The sequence below is a fragment of the Aquitalea magnusonii genome, assembly GCF_003202035.1.
In the GTDB taxonomy this organism is placed as follows: domain Bacteria; phylum Pseudomonadota; class Gammaproteobacteria; order Burkholderiales; family Chromobacteriaceae; genus Aquitalea; species Aquitalea magnusonii.
Genome location: NZ_QJKC01000031.1, coordinates 1 through 14,646, shown reverse-complemented (window position 1 = coordinate 14,646; position 14,646 = coordinate 1). Strand labels below are relative to the sequence as shown.

At 59.8% G+C, this 14,646-nt stretch carries 18 protein-coding genes; 6 read left to right on the top strand and 12 right to left on the bottom strand.

Annotated features, from left to right (window positions below):
* Positions 1-312 precede the first annotated feature (312 nt).
* Positions 313-1,089, top strand: a complete 777-nt coding sequence (locus DFR38_RS19835) for a substrate-binding periplasmic protein (protein ID WP_158527776.1) — start codon at positions 313-315, stop codon at positions 1,087-1,089.
* 76 nt (positions 1,090-1,165) lie between these two features.
* Here DFR38_RS19835 and DFR38_RS19830 read toward each other — a convergent pair whose 3' ends face one another.
* Positions 1,166-2,119 carry a LysR family transcriptional regulator gene (locus DFR38_RS19830; protein WP_059286286.1) on the bottom strand — a complete coding sequence of 318 codons (954 nt, stop codon included), beginning with the start codon at positions 2,117-2,119 and terminating at the stop codon, positions 1,166-1,168.
* A gap of 170 nt (positions 2,120-2,289) precedes the next feature.
* Between DFR38_RS19830 and DFR38_RS19825 the strand changes: the two genes are divergently transcribed.
* The 3 genes from DFR38_RS19825 to DFR38_RS19815 all read left to right on the top strand — a co-directional run bounded on the left by DFR38_RS19825 (position 2,290) and on the right by DFR38_RS19815 (position 4,006).
* The gene (locus DFR38_RS19825) at positions 2,290-2,838 is read left to right on the top strand and encodes an NAD(P)H-dependent oxidoreductase (RefSeq protein WP_059286295.1); all 549 of its coding nucleotides are present in this window, start codon (positions 2,290-2,292) and stop codon (positions 2,836-2,838) included.
* A 52-nt stretch (positions 2,839-2,890) separates the two neighbouring features.
* Positions 2,891-3,184, top strand: coding sequence for a hypothetical protein (locus tag DFR38_RS19820; protein ID WP_059286285.1), 294 nt, complete (start codon positions 2,891-2,893; stop codon positions 3,182-3,184).
* 396 nt (positions 3,185-3,580) lie between these two features.
* Entirely contained in the window at positions 3,581-4,006 is a 426-nt protein-coding gene (locus tag DFR38_RS19815; protein ID WP_110313841.1) for a hypothetical protein, read from the top strand.
* 100 nt (positions 4,007-4,106) lie between these two features.
* Here DFR38_RS19815 and aguA read toward each other — a convergent pair whose 3' ends face one another.
* Positions 4,107-5,213, bottom strand: coding sequence for an agmatine deiminase (gene aguA / locus DFR38_RS19810; protein ID WP_059286294.1), 1,107 nt, complete (start codon positions 5,211-5,213; stop codon positions 4,107-4,109).
* A 196-nt stretch (positions 5,214-5,409) separates the two neighbouring features.
* Between aguA and DFR38_RS19805 the strand changes: the two genes are divergently transcribed.
* The gene (locus DFR38_RS19805) at positions 5,410-6,324 is read left to right on the top strand and encodes a LysR family transcriptional regulator (protein ID WP_059286293.1); all 915 of its coding nucleotides are present in this window, start codon (positions 5,410-5,412) and stop codon (positions 6,322-6,324) included.
* Positions 6,325-6,507: 183 nt separating this feature from the next.
* Positions 6,508-8,214, top strand: a complete 1,707-nt coding sequence (locus DFR38_RS19800) for an amidase (RefSeq protein ID WP_110313840.1) — start codon at positions 6,508-6,510, stop codon at positions 8,212-8,214.
* A 571-nt stretch (positions 8,215-8,785) separates the two neighbouring features.
* Here DFR38_RS19800 and DFR38_RS19795 read toward each other — a convergent pair.
* The 10 genes from DFR38_RS19795 to DFR38_RS19755 form a co-directional block, all read right to left on the bottom strand.
* A complete protein-coding gene (locus DFR38_RS19795; protein ID WP_059286283.1) occupies positions 8,786-9,628 on the bottom strand; it encodes a hypothetical protein in 843 nt (280 codons plus the stop codon).
* Between the two features lie 224 nt (positions 9,629-9,852).
* Positions 9,853-11,166, bottom strand: coding sequence for a hypothetical protein (locus tag DFR38_RS19790; RefSeq protein ID WP_059286282.1), 1,314 nt, complete (start codon positions 11,164-11,166; stop codon positions 9,853-9,855).
* Positions 11,163-11,339: a hypothetical protein gene (locus DFR38_RS21325; RefSeq protein ID WP_158527775.1), complete on the bottom strand. Its 177-nt coding sequence runs from the start codon at positions 11,337-11,339 to the stop codon at positions 11,163-11,165. Before DFR38_RS21325 ends, DFR38_RS19790 begins: the two co-directional genes overlap by 4 nt.
* 19 nt (positions 11,340-11,358) lie before the next feature.
* Positions 11,359-11,628, bottom strand: a complete 270-nt coding sequence (locus DFR38_RS19785) for a hypothetical protein (protein WP_059286281.1) — start codon at positions 11,626-11,628, stop codon at positions 11,359-11,361.
* A 329-nt stretch (positions 11,629-11,957) separates the two neighbouring features.
* Positions 11,958-12,380, bottom strand: a complete 423-nt coding sequence (locus DFR38_RS19780) for a DUF1353 domain-containing protein (RefSeq protein ID WP_158527774.1) — start codon at positions 12,378-12,380, stop codon at positions 11,958-11,960.
* Positions 12,377-12,907 carry a hypothetical protein gene (locus DFR38_RS19775; RefSeq protein ID WP_110313838.1) on the bottom strand — a complete coding sequence of 177 codons (531 nt, stop codon included), beginning with the start codon at positions 12,905-12,907 and terminating at the stop codon, positions 12,377-12,379. Before DFR38_RS19775 ends, DFR38_RS19780 begins: the two co-directional genes overlap by 4 nt.
* Positions 12,904-13,083 (bottom strand): hypothetical protein, encoded by a 180-nt coding sequence (locus DFR38_RS19770; protein WP_059286278.1) that lies wholly within the window; start codon positions 13,081-13,083, stop codon positions 12,904-12,906. The genes DFR38_RS19775 and DFR38_RS19770 overlap by 4 nt, the downstream gene beginning before the upstream one ends.
* Positions 13,080-13,652: a hypothetical protein gene (locus tag DFR38_RS19765; protein WP_059286277.1), complete on the bottom strand. Its 573-nt coding sequence runs from the start codon at positions 13,650-13,652 to the stop codon at positions 13,080-13,082. Before DFR38_RS19765 ends, DFR38_RS19770 begins: the two co-directional genes overlap by 4 nt.
* Before the next feature lie 67 nt (positions 13,653-13,719).
* Positions 13,720-14,289: a glycoside hydrolase family 19 protein gene (locus DFR38_RS19760; protein WP_059286276.1), complete on the bottom strand. Its 570-nt coding sequence runs from the start codon at positions 14,287-14,289 to the stop codon at positions 13,720-13,722.
* Positions 14,289-14,480 (bottom strand): hypothetical protein, encoded by a 192-nt coding sequence (locus DFR38_RS19755; protein WP_059286275.1) that lies wholly within the window; start codon positions 14,478-14,480, stop codon positions 14,289-14,291. The genes DFR38_RS19760 and DFR38_RS19755 overlap by 1 nt, the downstream gene beginning before the upstream one ends.
* Positions 14,481-14,646: the final 166 nt, after the last annotated feature.

The window sequence follows — 14,646 nt, the reverse complement described above, 5'->3', positions numbered from 1 at the left end:
AGCAGGCTTGGCGATTTGTCGTGGTCTGATTAAGGCTGACCGCAGCTTGTTGCGCTTGTACAGGCCGGCTGGCTCTGCAATTGTCTGCCAGCGCCGGATGCTGATGAAAGCCAGAGCGCGGCCCACATTTCTCCCTCCCGAAGCACAGTGCATGGTTTGCGGGTAGCGAGTGGCTGTTCCTGGGCGTGACAGACAAGCAATCCTCCTTGTTCATTGTCTTGCGTAGTGCTACCCGGCATGTATAGCGGTCCCGAGCGCTCATTCTGTCGCGCAAATCAGTGGCTATACTGGCGAAAAAGTCAGGAGACAGCGATGGTGCCGAGTCTGCCCAGAATACTGTTGCCGCTTGCGCTACTGTGCATCAGCACGGCCATCGATGCGCTGCCGCGTAGCCTGTTGTTTGTCACGCAAATCTTTCCCCCCATCATCGAGGATGCGGGTGGCGACAAGCTGGGTGGTGCCCAGGTGGAAATCCTGCAGGAGGCTTGCCGGCGGCTGGAATGGCGTTGCGAAGTGCGGGCGATGGTGTGGAAGCGCGCCTTGCGTACCATCAGCCTGGGCGAAGCCGACGGCTTGCTATTGGTGCAGGATGTAGCGGAAAGGCGCGCGGTGATGGAGCTTTCGCTGCCGGTGCTGCTTAGCAGCTATGGCCTGTATGTGCTGAATGGCAATCCGCTGCGCTACCGGCAGCCGGCAGACCTGTCCGGCCATGTGCTGGCGGTATACGGGCCATCGCTTTCGCAAGTCAATGGCGAACAGTTGCTGCAGGGGGTGGCGGGGGTGACCGAGCAGGTGGAGCCTGATCCGCAGACCGTGCTGCGCAAGCTGGCTGCCGGCCGCTACGGTGCCACGGCCGTGGCTTTCTCCAATGCCGACATCGCCCGTTACTGGATCCAGCACGATGGACTGTCCACCGTGCACCAGCTGGCCACGATAAAGTCCATTTCCTATCTGTTTGGTTTTACCCGCAGCCGTCTGCAGCCGGGGACGCTGGATGCATTCAATCAGGTGCTGCTGTCGATGTGTCGCGATGGCAGCATGTCTCGCCTGGCCGGCCGCTATGGCCTGTTGTCTGCCGGCTGCCATTGAACCGGGGGCGGCTGCCCGTTGCCGCCGGCTGATGCTGTCCGGTTCTGGCACCCACTGGTGGCGCCAGTTTACTTGTTCAGGCCGCGTATGCTGCCAGTGCCGAGCGTGGAATATGCAGTTCCTCCATGGCGGCAAAAGCCTCCAGCAAATATTCCACGGTAACCCTTACCCGTGGGGCCATCAGGGCGCGGTGCGGATACTGCAGCGTCATGGCAAAATTGCCGGGGTGATGCCAGCCCAGCAACAGCAGCCGTAATTCCCCGCCTTGCAGGTATTGCCAGGCATGATGCACGCCTATTTCTGCGATACCCGCCCCTGACAGCGCCATCTGGGTCAGGGTTTCCGGTGAAGACAGGGTCATGGCTGCACTTTCCGTATTCAGCGTGGTGATGCTGCCGTCGGCCGCCATGAAATTCCACGGTGAAACCCGCCCACCGAGAAAGCGCCGGGTCAGTAGCCGGTGTTGGGCCAGCTCCGCGGGGTTGGCCGGAACACCGAAGGCCTCGAGATAGGCCGGCGAAGCGGCCAGCACCAGCTGGAACTGACAGACAGTGCGCGATACCAGCGAGGAATCGGCGATATGCCCGCCACGCAAGGCGATGTCGTAGCCCTCCTGGATCAGATCGACCACCCGGTCATCAAAATCAACCTCGATGGCCAAACCGGGATAGCGCTGCAGCAAGCCGGGCAATACCGGTGCCAGCTGCGCACGGCCAAAGCCGGCGCTGGTGGAGAGGCGTACCCGTCCGGTGGGGGTGGCGCGTTGTGAAATCACTGCCTCGGTCGCCAGGTCCAGCGCCTCCAGCGCCACCCGTGCCTGCCGCAAAAACGCATCGCCTTCTTCGGTGAGCTTGAGGCTGCGCGTGGTGCGATTCATCAGTCGCACGCCCAATGCCCTTTCCAGCCCGGCAATGTTCTTGCTCACCGCGGCAGAAGAAATGCCCAGCGCACGGGCTCCGGCCGCAAAGCTGCCGGCATCAGCGGCATGGACAAAGGACAGGATGGCGCGTACGCGCTGTGAGGAGTCCATGAATAGCGTTTTCCATTGGCAGATTCAGTCGAATTGACAACCTTGGGTTGATTAATCATAAACCCGTTGCGTCGTTCTGTTCAACAATGAATCCAGCCAGAATGCACTCGACACGGGCTGCCATGCTGGACATGGGGCCACTTTTCATTCCACTGCATATTGGAAAACCCATGAAAACACTGTTGATCGTCTCCCATCCCTATCCCGAACAGTCGCAGGTCATCCAGGCCCTGCAGCAAACCGCCGCCGCACTGCCGAATGTGACGGTACGCAATCTGGAAACCCTGTATGGCCATGACACCACCGCCTTTGATATCGCCGCGGAACAACAAGCGCACGAGGGCGTCGAGCGCGTGGTGTACCTGTTTCCCATGCACTGGTTCAACCTGACGCCAATGCTCAAGGCCTATCTCAACCAGGTCTGGAGCTATGGCTGGGCGTTCGGCCCCGAAGGCAAGGCGCTGCAGGGCAAGCAAATGCAGGTGGTGGTGTCGGCCGGTGCCACGGCACATACCTATTCAGCTGCCGGGCTGATCCAGAGCAGCGTGCACGAAGTGCTGACCCCGATGAAGGCCAGTGCGCTGTACGTGGGCATGTCCTATGCCGAACCGCTGGCCTTCTACGAGGCCATGGGTGCCAGCGGCGACAAGCTCGCCGCTTTCCAGCAGGCCCTGCGCGCCTGTCTGAGCGCGCCACTGGCACAGGCTGTCGCGGCCTGAACCGTGATCGTCGCAACGGTTCTGTGCCATTCACTGTACTGGAGTCACCCCCATGAAACTGCTTTGCCTCGATATCCCCAATCCCCAGGCCAGCCTGGAGCAATACGGCCCCCATATGCTGGATGAAGTGCGCCACGGCTGGGATTTGTACAAGTCCGGTTTCATCCGCGACATCTATTTCCGCCAGGACCGCCCCGGTGTGGCCATCATGGCCGAAGCCGATTCGGTGGAAGCGGCCCGCGCCCTGCTGATGGACTTTCCCCTGGCCAGGGTCGGCCTGATTGGCTGGGACATCATTCCGCTGGGTCCGATGACCAACTGGGAATTGTTGTTCGCCAAGACCTGATCGAGTAAGGCTGCGCCGGCCGTCAGCCAGCTCTTGCGCTGGCGGCCCAGGGGCCAGGTGGCAGGGGAGAGGGAGGGAGAGGGAAGGAGTCGCGGTCACCCAGCGCTCAGCAGGATGGCCCGGAAATGCAGCAAATGACTGCACCGGGAAAACATCTAGCCTGTATTGGTTTTTTACGCCATCAGCATGCATGCTCTTGCCTGTTTACCGGTAAAGTGCAATATCTGACTTGGACATCAAGCTATCCTGTAGCCCGCGCCATGGGCAGTCTTGCCCCTTGCTGGCTGCTGGCTGCTGGATGAGGCGCGACACGCTGGCGAGGGGTGGCAAAGCCGGCTCAGCCAGCCGCTTGTTGCCCGGTCATCGTGTGACCAGTTGCCATTGCAGGGAGCCTTCATGCTGCTTACGCCACGCACTTATCGACCCCCCATCTGGTTTCGCGTGCTGCTGTCCGGATTAGGCATGCTTTGCCTGGCACTCGGGCTATTGCCGTATTGGGCCGCCAATGGCAATCACGCCGGTGACTTTGTCCTGCCGGCAGTCATGCTGCCCGTCGCGCTGCTTGCCGCCCTGGTGTCCTGCAACTCCTGGGTCCGCTATGACGGAAGCGTCTTGATGATCAGTAACGGATTAAGCAAGAAAGCCATCTTGTTAAAGCATGTCCGTGCTTATCGCAACACCAGTTTCGATGGCAGCGGCTATTACGAGTTTATTCTCGATGACGGACCGATCAAGCGTCTGGAGCTGCCACGAGGATACCTGTACGACGCGGCATTTGACGAAATGCTCTCCCAATTACCCTGCCTGGATCGCACAGGATAATGCGGGGTAATGCCACCCATGGGCGGGTGAACAGCGGCACCACGAGCGGTGAGAGGCAGAGGCGGGCATGCGCCCGCCTGCCGGGTAGGGCAGCAGCTTGTTAGCCGGCCTGGCCTGCCGGAATCTGCTGGGTGATGCAGTGGATGTTGCCACCGCCCAGCAGCACTTCACGCGCCGGTACGCCGACAATGCGGTATTCCGGGAAGATTTCCTGCAGGCGGCTGGCGGCTGCCTCATCGGTACGTGCATCCAGCAGCGGGAAGATGATCTGGCCGTTGCTGATCAGGAAATTGACATAGGACGCCGCCATGCGCTCGCCTACTTCACGCGGAACAGCCTGACCGCTGGCGACCACGCCGGCGGTTTCTTCTGCGCTGTAGTACAAGGGGCCGGGTGACAGCATCTTGTGGATCTTCAACTGGCGGCCCTTGGCATCGCGCGCTTGCGACAGCACTTCATAGGCGGCCTGCGAACGCGGGTATTGCGGGTCGTTTTCATCGTCCACCCAGTGCAGGATCACCTCACCCGGACGGGCAAAACAGCACATATTGTCGATGTGGCCGTCGGTTTCATCCATGAACACGCCTTCCGGCAGCCAGATGAAATGCGTGACACCCAGGTAGTCGGACAGCAGGGCTTCAATCTGCTGTTTGGACAAATGCGGATTGCGGTTGGGGTTGAGCAGGCACTCGGCGGTGGTCATCAGCGTGCCTTCACCGTCGACATGGATCGAGCCGCCTTCCAGCACCAGCGGTGCGGCGTAGCGGTCAAAGCCATGGTGGGCCAATACCTGGCTGGCCACGGCACTGTCCTGGTCCCACGGGTGATACAGGCCACCGTTGAAACCGCCCCAGGCATTGAACTGCCAGTCCACGCCACGCACCTGGCCTGCCTGGTCGATGACTACGGTGGGGCCGCTGTCGCGCATCCAGCAGTCATCGCTATTCATTTCCACCAGCGTCACTTCGGACGGCATCACGGCGCGGGCTGCGACCATGCATTCCTGCGGCACGGCCATGAACACCGGGGTGGCCGCGGCAATGGCCTTGGCAATGGCGGCAAACGTCTGCTGCGCCTCGCGTCCGGCATGGCGCCAGTTGTCCGGGCGCTGCGGCCAGATCATCCATACCGCCTGTTGCGGGGCCCATTCGGCCGGCATGTGAAAGCCGTCGGCGGCAGGCAGGCTAGTGTGCGTTGTGCTGTTCATTGAGATCACCATGCATTGATTGATGCCATCGGAAGTATTCAGGACATCGTGCAGCTGCAGTGCTGTCCGGCGGTGCGACACGTCAGCCGGTTTTGTCTGCCATGCACGAGGAAGTAATTGACAGACGCAGTCTAGGGAGAGGCAAACTATTCAGCAAATGAACAATACGAATACTTTCATAAATACGGTGAATGATGTGAAATTGCATCAGCTGGACCTGAACCTGCTGCTGGCGCTGGATGCGCTGGTCAGCCTGCGCAGCGTCACGCGGGCGGCAGAGAAACTGTTTGTCAGCCAGCCTGCCATGAGCCACTCGCTCAACCGCTTGCGGGCCTTCTTCAACGACCCGCTCTTGGTGCGCTCGCCACATGGCATGCAGCCCACGCAAAAGGCGCTCTACCTGCAACAGGGCGTGCATCAGGCGCTCAGCCTGTTGCAAAGCCACTTCAGCCAGCCCGAAGCCTTTGACCCGGCCACTTCGACGCGCCGCTTCACCCTCTGCACCACCGATTACGTGGAATGCGTGCTGATTCCGCCGCTGGTGAAAAAGCTGGCGGTGGAAGCGCCCAATGTCCATATCGACATCACCATCCTGCGCGAGGAGATGCCGGAACTAGCGCTGGCCGATGGCGAAATCGACTTTCTGCTGGGTTTTGACGAATACATGAAGATTCCCGGCTATCTGTGCCGGGAAACCTGGCTGAACGAGCCCTTGACCGGCATCTTGCGTGCCGGCCACCCCTTCCAGAGCGACCGGCTTACCCTGGCCGACCTGATTGCCTTGCCACATGTCTTCCATGCGCCGCTGGGCAATCTCGGTTCGCCGATGGATGACTTTCTGGCCGCGCGCGGCTTGCAGCGCAAGATTTCGGTACACAGCCAGAGCTATATGGCGGCGGCGGCCATCGTCAGCCATACCGACCACCTGTTCATCCTGCCCAAGAAAGTGGCGGCGATGATGGCAGGCTACTGGCCGCTGAAGATGGTGGCGCTGCCGGAGGAGTTGCCCGGCTATCACCTCAACTGCATCTGGCATCCGGTGCAGGACAGCAACCCGGCGCTGCTGTGGCTGCGTGGCTTGATGCGCAGCCTGATTGAAACGACCGACTAGCTGCACGGTAGCGATGGAGCAGTATTCGTCGCATGAATGGGTATATCAAAATGAATCATTTTCCCGCATGAGCCAGTCTCTTGTAGATTAGCCGCCATATTGCGTCATCGCCCATGCCTGCGCTTGGTGCAAGGCTGTCGGCGTGATGGGAATGAAATCCGTGTTCTTAGTGGAGGGTGTAGCATGATCGAGGTTACCGAGCTATCCATTGCCGAGCTGCGTGCCGCGCTCGAATCCGGGCGAACCACGGCGGTTGAGCTGGTCCAGGCTTATCTGGCACGGATAGCGGCCTACGATGGCCCAGCTACCGAGACCAGGCTCAATGCAGTGGTGGTGCCCAATCCGGAAGCCATGCGCGAGGCCGAGGCCTCCGATGCGCGCCGTGCCCGTGGCGAAACACTGGGCCCGCTGGATGGCATTCCCTACACCGCCAAGGACAGCTATCTGGTGAAGGGGCTGACTGCTGCTTCGGGCAGCCCGGCCTTCAAAGAGCTGGTGTCCCAGCACGATGCCTTCACCATTTCCCGCCTGCGCGCCGCCGGTGCCATTTGCCTGGGCAAGACCAATATGCCGCCGATGGCCAATGGCGGCATGCAGCGTGGCTGTTATGGCCGCGCCGAAAGCCCTTATAACGCCAACTACCTGACCGCGCCGTTTGCCTCTGGCTCGTCCAACGGGGCCGGTACTGCCACTGCCGCCAGCTTCGCCGCCTTCGGCATGGCGGAAGAAACCTGGTCTAGCGGCCGTGGCCCCGCCTCCAACAACGGCCTGTGCGCCTATACCCCGTCGCGCGGGGTGATTTCGGTACGTGGCAACTGGCCGCTGACCCCCACCATGGACGTGGTGGTGCCCTATGCCCGCACCATGGCCGACCTGCTGGAAGTGCTGGACATCATCGTGGCCGACGACCCGGTCACCCGTGGCGATTTGTGGCGCCTGCAACCCTGGGTGGAGATTCCCAAGGCATCTACCGTGCGCCCGGACGCCTATCCGGCCCTGCTGTCCCGGCCCGAAACGCTCAAAGGCAAACGCTTTGGCGTGCCGCGCATGTATATCAACAAGGACGAACTGGCCGGCACCAGTGCTGCACCGGGCATTGGCGGCCCCACCGGCCAGCGCATCCATACCCGTGCCTCGGTGATTGATTTGTGGGAAGCCGCGCGGCAGGCGCTGGAAGCCGCCGGTGCAGAAGTGATTGAGGTGGATTTCCCGCTGGTGTCCAACTGTGAAGGCGACCGGCCCGGCGCACCCACCGTGGCCAATCGCGGCATCCTGCCGCCGGACTTCCTGCACGATGAATTATGGGAATTGTCCGGCTGGGCTTTCGATGAATTCCTGCGTGCCAACGGCGACCCCAAGCTCAACAAGCTGGCAGACGTGGATGGCCCGCAAATCTTCCCGCACGACCCCGGCACCCTGCCCAACCGCGAGGGCGATCTGGCAGCCGGCATGGAAGAGTATGTCAACATGGCCAAGCGCGGACTGAAGTCCTTCGACCAGATTGCCAGCGTGCCGGACGGCCTGCGCGGGCTGGAGAAAATCCGCAAGATGGACCTGGAAGACTGGATGGACGAACTCAGGCTGGACGCGGTGCTGTTTCCCACCGTGGCCGACGTGGGCCCGGCCGATGCCGACGTCAACCCGGCTTCCGCCGATATCGCCTGGAGCAACGGGGTGTGGGTGGCCAATGGCAACCTCGCCATCCGTCACCTGGGCGTACCCACGGTGACCGTGCCGATGGGCGTGATGGCCGATATCGGCATGCCGGTGGGCCTGACCTTTGCCGGACGTGCTTACGACGACAACGCGCTACTGCGTTTTGCCAGTGCATTCGAGGCCACCGGCAGCCGACGGATGATTCCGCCGCGCACGCCGCCTCTGGGTCAGTGAGCGCCAGCTGGCACAGATGAAGGCTGGTGCCTCGCCAGTCTTCCTCATCGCCGCCGGCGGATGCTGCTGACAAAGATGGCTGGCCCCGCTTTTGGCCGTCGCCCAAGGTCGGTTCGCCGCCGTCGCCGGCCTTGGGGCAACTGGCGAAACGGCTGGCAAGACGCCTGCACGCGCATCAAAGTCATGCCGTGGATGGCCTGCGGCTAGCGGGAGCGCGGGTATGTCTTTCTGAAGATCAACGCTGTGTTTCCCGTTAATCCGTGAAGAACCAAAAAAAGCCCGGTTTCCCGGGCTTTTGATGGCAGGTTTGCTGTCCAAATCCTGTCCAAGCAGCTTGGTCAGCCAAGCAGTTTAGAGCAAAATTTTTCAGAACCTTAGCACTCAAAAAAAACTGATTGAGTGTTGTATAAGCAGTTGATATTAAACTGATTTTATTCCCACTTTATTCTTAATAAGAACAAAAATTCATTGCAAAAAAATGGCTTGTGTAGTGTAAATATTTTAGTGCCATGAGAGATAGCATGATCGGTAACTTTCATGCTGCGCTCATTTATTAGGCAAGGCGCTAAATTTATTCTGTAGACTTGCCACCGCAGCCGTGCACCGATCTCACCAAGCCAACCAACGCGCGTAAAAAGGGCTGTGCTGCACACATAGCAACGTTCTCTCGCTCGTCCCAACTGCTCTGGATTCCGATCAATCGGTAATCGTAGCTGCTTCCTTGCGGGGGCGTACGTGTTCCGAAAATCGGCCCACCGCTCATGCCCCCGATATCGAAGTGGCGCCCCCACTCTGCTACGGATTCGAATTCAACTCGCGCGAAAAGCCGAGGATGCTTCATGTCTTTCAAGCCGGTGGGGCGATCGTGCAGCGAAGTCACATGTACCGTCACATGGTTCTTGATCGACGGCCCAGCATGCCTAAGCGTCGCGAATTGGGTCGGCAATCCGATGAGCGTCCAGAATGGAAAGTCCGGCAGATCTTCTGCGTTCCATTGAGCCTCTTCGATTGGCACGATGCCGCTCTGATTAAGAGCCCTCAATGCCATCGGATCCAGCAGGTAAGCGCCGTAGTCGAGACCATCTTCGTCAAAGAAGACTACGTCACGCTCCAAGTTGACGTCGATTGGATAGGCGGGGAACCCATGGTCGCTGGTCATGGAATCATCTATAGCCCAGTCGGACAGCTTCGCACCAGCAGTGATGGCTTGCTTCAGGTCCGAGAAGATGTGACCTGCGGTGATCGCCAAGGCCACGCCCTCAACGTTCACGACGAAGGCGCTGAAGTTGTAGCGCTTCGGCTTGCCGCCATTTTCCTTGATCGCTGCCACACCAGAGTCAATGCAGGTCAAGTTGATGTAGTGCCGGTGAAGCAGGTACAAGTCTTCATAGTCCAAGATCAGCTCATCAGCCATTCGCACTCCTCTCTATATCTCTACTGCTCTGCTCTGTTTTCAGAGCTTGTCGCCACTTACTATTTCACGTCCCGAACTTTCTAGCCATGGCGTGAACACTACACTTCACCAGCTTAGGGCATTGGGTGGTTAGGGTGAGTAGGCCGGGGCGGCAAGTCCCGAGGTCTCTAACGATTAACGCCACAGCTGCTTGCTGAGCCCCAAGTCCGACAAGCCGAGTAGCTTTACCGGAGAGGAGCGATGGCGGGGTCGATTTCACCGAAGTGGATTTCGACCCAGTTGTCGTTATCCTCCTCGCCGGTCTTGATGATCTCGATCGACTCCGGCAGGCGGCCTTCCATCAGATTGCGCAACACGATAGCCTGCAAGTGGTTCGGTTCCTGAGGTAGTTTCTGTGCTGCTTCGACATACTTGGCGCCATTGCCCTGAAGTGAACGCAGACCCGCGAAGATCTCCGTAAACTCGCGCAGGCCGAGGCGCACTACGCTTGATCCCACCATAGAATATCCTCCGTGATGACCGAGGCCGTAATCGTCTTCGCGAGCCCGAAGTGCGCCGTTGACGGGCATCATCGCGGGCTTCGGGAAGTGCCCTATCATCGACTGGAACAGAGTATTTAATTCGGAGCTGGTGTTACAGCCCTCCCTAATAAACAAACTTGGATGGTTCTGCCGAACAGGAGGTGGGTAAGGAGCCCAGCCAAGGCGGCTTTCACGGACGCTTAGGAGCAGAACGAAATCGACGGATGAATATTGCCTGAAGAACTCATCGATAATTTGCTTGGCTGACACCTCCCCCCAGCCTAGTGAGCGATCTGAGAGAATGCAGCAGTCACCATCCCCTACAATGACGCCGGTGATACCCAGCGCGCCACGGAGCTGATCGGCCTTGCTCTTGAGTGCTTTATAGAGAGGATTCTGATCTTTGATCTGGGGTACGTCATAGGCGGCGAAGCCGGCAGAATTGTAAGGTGACTTTGTCGGATTAATAATGATGTCCAGATCAGCATCGTGGTCATCAATTACTATGCGCAGAGGTGATGTCCCTGCGGCTATCTGCTCGCGTAGCTGCGGAACGATTGTTTGAGAAACGAATGTCTGCAATTTCTCCCTGGGAGGTAACAGGAGGGTGGTCTTTTTTCCTCGCTTGGTATTCTCGTGCTTGGCTCGGATGCGTAGATCGAGACCTCCGGTAGGCAGCTTGAGCTTGTTCTTGGCTGCTTCGATTAGTTGGATCAGTTCGCGATAGGGGTTGTCTTTGTCGAGACTTTCATCGCAGATTGCTGTCACATCGGCGATCAATCGTAGCCCATCATGCTCGAAATGGATGTCCGGTCGTCTCCCAGACGCCAGAGGAACCTCGCTCTTGAGGTGGCCGCATTTCGATAGACCGTGAAACACAACCAATTCCCACATTGCGGCTACCCGGTCCCTGCCGGCCCGGTTGAGACGTTCAGCTAGTTTGCTGACCTCCTCATCATCAAGTACTTCGCGAAGCTCATTGAGGCGGCGCTGAAGAGCTCGTCTCTGGTAGATCATGCCGATGGCTCCGATCCCGCCGCATAGCAATCAGCCTGCTGGACCACGATCAGCCCTACCTTCGGCGGATTGCTTTCAATACGGCTATGAATGCCGCCGATGCAGAAGCTCTCATAGATGGTCACTTCGCAAAAGAAACAAGTCTGATGTTCAGCAGTGCCAGTCGATGCCATTAAAAATCCTATACAAAGTCTAGTTGCCGGGAGATTGTACGGGATCGGCCGGTGGCATGGCCGCACGCTTCAGGATTTTAGTCACAAGTTCCGGATCGGCATACGCAATGAGAAGCTTGCGTGTCGGTGCGATATGGACGAACACTTCGGCCAGAATGATCATGTCTTGGCCCAAACCGTGCGATAGCGAGGTGAAAAATAGCTGCTTGCTGGTGCCAAATCGTGCCAGATGTTGCCAGACAGAAAATGCAAAAAGCCCGCTGTGACGCGGGCTTCGGGGGTGTTGCATGCTAGCAAGTGCGAATCATTGCTTAACGTGGAATCACTCCCACTCAATTGTGAATTGATGTGGTTAACTAATTGTTTGCAAATGGATATTTCTGACGTATTGATTCGCGATACCGTCAAATCTACCGTCATGGGGGGAAAGTACCCCAAGAAGAGGGGCAGGGCGAAGCGCTTGGCCACTCCTATTATAAGGAGCAGCCACGATCAGTGCACGGCCCGATCATTCGCCAGAATCACCTGGCAGGCGTTCAGCTGTTTGGCGACGTCGTCGGCTTCAGCAGCGAGTCGTTCAGCATCTGCTCCATGCGCTGCAAGAAAGACTGCGGGGATTTAGACGATCACGCCGTCTATGATTGCGTGGCCATTACCTCGGCCGTCCTCTTCCCAGCTCGACTCCCCACCCAGCTTCACCCCGAGATAGATGCCAAGGCGTCGCCATGCAGGAATGCGAGTGACCTTCGCCGCCTCCAGCAGAACCAGATTGGCTGTGGCTTCATCACAAACTTCGTGATGGTGGAACAGCCAGTCGTGAATGACCGCAGCCTTGTGCGTGGTATCCCCGAAAAGCAGATACAGCACCGGCACGCGCGGCACCGATGCATAGTCGGTCAGGAATCCCGGCTCAACAGTGATGACATGGCCCAGCAGATCGGACCTGTAGCGGAGTGGCTTGTCCACCCGCCAGATACCACGGCCAGAGGCCGCAGTATCGTCGATGCAGGTGGCGGTGAGCTCCGACAGGAACGCGCTCACGGCTGGCCACCGCCCGTGGGGTATTTCTTCTTCCATGCAGAGAACAGGCCGGCACCAGCCACGGCCACAGCGGTGATGCCCGCAAGAATGGCCGCATTGCCGTCACTGGCCGGCACGCTGGCAGGGGCTGACGCCACCGGCACGGCAGTCGGCTGGCTGGCAGCCGCCGGCACCCGGTCGGGGGCAATTTCCACCGCCGGAGCAGAAGCGGCAGCCGGCGCGCTAGCAGCTGCTTTGACCTGGGCGGCTGCGGCCTTGGCGGCCTTGGCTTGGCTGGCCACGGCCTTCACATCGGACTGAATGGCACTTGCTACGCCGGCAGCGACCTTGGTGGCAGCAACGGCCACGGCCGCCTTGTCAGCCGGCACCAAGCCGGTGGCGGCAGCAGTCTCGGTGATGTTGGCCACGGCCTGGGTCATTTGCACGTTGGCATCAGCCAGTGCACTGGCAGTGTTCAGCTGGGTAGCGCAGCCGGTCATGACGAATGCGGCAACGACGAACAGCAGGGCAGAGAATGCGCGTTTCATGGGGTCGGTCCTTTCGGGGTTGCGATGAGGTGGGCAGCCACGACGGTGACAAGCCCTTGCTGCACGGTGCTGATCAGCGGCCCGGCCGGCGCGTAGCCGGTCAGCACCAAGATCAGCCAGACGACCAGCAGGAAGCCGGCCGCGATAAACCATTGGAAGCGGGCGACGGCGGTCATGCGGGTTTCACCTCGTCGCCGTGGTGCAGGATCTGGGTAGCGGTGAAGCGGTAGCCCTTGCGGCCATACTTCTCGCCCAGCACCAGCGGGAAGGGCATGGCATGCATGCCGGCATCCTTGCCGGTGTGATGCTCCTTGCAGAGCACGCGACCATTCACCAGCATGTTGTCGACGAATTTGTAGGGATCGGCCGGCACACGGATGGTGACTTGCTCGACGGTGTTGTCTTCCCAGGTGGCCGTATAGGTCTGGGTGGTCGAGCCACTCCAGAAATCTTCCCAGTCGAACTGGCGTGCGGCGTCGCCATACTCACCGGCCATGCAGTCGGCCTGCACCAGCTCGAAGTCGATCATCTCGGCCAGGCTGCGCTCGATGGGGTGGTGGTGAGTTTCCAGCGGGTGGCCGGATTCGGCGGCCGTGCGCCGGCATACCCAGCAGCGGTTGTCGACGGCTACGCGCTGCTTGTGGGTGCGGGCATAGATGGGTGTCTCCGTGCGCGGCGCATGGCCGGGCAGTTCGACATCTACCGTCAGGGTTTCCACTTCTTCGTGGGTCTCGGTGACATCCATTTTCAGGCTCCAGAAATGCAAACACCCGGCGCGCGGCCGGGTGTGGGTTGCACATTAAATTGTGTGGTCAGGCCGGAATGGCCTTGAGTGCCGCGGTGTAGAGCGCTTGGCGGTCGGCCAGCCCGATGGTGCCGCCGTTGATCTTCTTGGTGATCGTCAGGAAGTCGCTGGCGTCAGCCAGTGCATTGAGTCCACGGCTGGACCAGTACTGCCCTGCGGACAGCGCGGCATTGGCCGGCTGCTCCAACTGCTCGGGATGGTTGAGTAGGTCCAGGCCAAGGGCAACGCCCATCAGCTGGTGATTGTCGAAGCCAGTTACCTGTATCAGTCCATGGCCAGCCCACCAGCGGCCCGGGGTTGAGCCGTGAGCCTTGGCTATCGAAATGGCCTGCGGCTTGGTATTGCCAAGGTCCGCCCGGCCGTCGTAGCCGAGTTGCTGTGCCGTCGGCCCCCAGATTTCCCGCACGTAGACGAGGTGACCGGATTCGTGGCCAATCTGAGCGAGAAATGCCGCCACGCGCAGGCGGGTGTTGATCTGGAACTTGTCGCAGGCAGCCTGAATGGGCGGTAGCCACTTCGCTGCGGCAGCCGCCGTGCAGCCAGTGCCGGCCTGCAGGATGGAAGTGGTCAGGTTCATCAGCCGCCGCCTTTCTTCCAGCCGTAGTAGGCCACCACCACGATGAACACGATCACCCCCTTCCAGGCCAGCGCCAGCACCCCGCCGCCAACATTGATTCGGAAGCGGTCAAAGGTGCGGTCGATGATCGCGTCCACGTCGGCATCGGTCAGGGTGCGATCCTGCTGCAGCTCGTTCTTTTCTTCGGACATAGGCCCTCCTGCGGGCGCAAAAAAGCCCGCACGGGGCGGGCTTGTCGGTTTTGTTGTGGCGGGTTACCAGACGATGGCTTGCACTGCTTCTGCAGTCGTGGCCGCGGCAATCTGCACCTTTAGGCCCTGGTACTTTGCGAAAGCGGCTTGGTACGCCGCGCCCACG

Excerpts from the sequence above, each read along its gene's own strand:
- DFR38_RS19760 (WP_059286276.1), bottom strand. The coding sequence starts at position 14,289 with ATGAACCTGACCACTTCCATCCTGCAGGCCGGCACTGGCTGCACGGCG.
- DFR38_RS19755 (WP_059286275.1), bottom strand. The coding sequence starts at position 14,480 with ATGTCCGAAGAAAAGAACGAGCTGCAGCAGGATCGCACCCTGACCGAT.
- DFR38_RS19835 (WP_158527776.1), top strand. The coding sequence starts at position 313 with ATGGTGCCGAGTCTGCCCAGAATACTGTTGCCGCTTGCGCTACTGTGC.
- DFR38_RS19800 (WP_110313840.1), top strand. The coding sequence starts at position 6,508 with ATGATCGAGGTTACCGAGCTATCCATTGCCGAGCTGCGTGCCGCGCTC.
- DFR38_RS21325 (WP_158527775.1), bottom strand. The coding sequence starts at position 11,339 with ATGGCATCGACTGGCACTGCTGAACATCAGACTTGTTTCTTTTGCGAA.
- DFR38_RS19815 (WP_110313841.1), top strand. The coding sequence starts at position 3,581 with ATGCTGCTTACGCCACGCACTTATCGACCCCCCATCTGGTTTCGCGTG.
- DFR38_RS19770 (WP_059286278.1), bottom strand. The coding sequence starts at position 13,083 with ATGACCGCCGTCGCCCGCTTCCAATGGTTTATCGCGGCCGGCTTCCTG.
- DFR38_RS19790 (WP_059286282.1), bottom strand. The coding sequence starts at position 11,166 with ATGATCTACCAGAGACGAGCTCTTCAGCGCCGCCTCAATGAGCTTCGC.
- DFR38_RS19765 (WP_059286277.1), bottom strand. The coding sequence starts at position 13,652 with ATGGATGTCACCGAGACCCACGAAGAAGTGGAAACCCTGACGGTAGAT.
- DFR38_RS19830 (WP_059286286.1), bottom strand. The coding sequence starts at position 2,119 with ATGGACTCCTCACAGCGCGTACGCGCCATCCTGTCCTTTGTCCATGCC.
- DFR38_RS19785 (WP_059286281.1), bottom strand. The coding sequence starts at position 11,628 with ATGCAACACCCCCGAAGCCCGCGTCACAGCGGGCTTTTTGCATTTTCT.
- DFR38_RS19820 (WP_059286285.1), top strand. The coding sequence starts at position 2,891 with ATGAAACTGCTTTGCCTCGATATCCCCAATCCCCAGGCCAGCCTGGAG.
- DFR38_RS19775 (WP_110313838.1), bottom strand. The coding sequence starts at position 12,907 with ATGAAACGCGCATTCTCTGCCCTGCTGTTCGTCGTTGCCGCATTCGTC.
- DFR38_RS19795 (WP_059286283.1), bottom strand. The coding sequence starts at position 9,628 with ATGGCTGATGAGCTGATCTTGGACTATGAAGACTTGTACCTGCTTCAC.
- aguA (WP_059286294.1), bottom strand. The coding sequence starts at position 5,213 with ATGAACAGCACAACGCACACTAGCCTGCCTGCCGCCGACGGCTTTCAC.
- DFR38_RS19825 (WP_059286295.1), top strand. The coding sequence starts at position 2,290 with ATGAAAACACTGTTGATCGTCTCCCATCCCTATCCCGAACAGTCGCAG.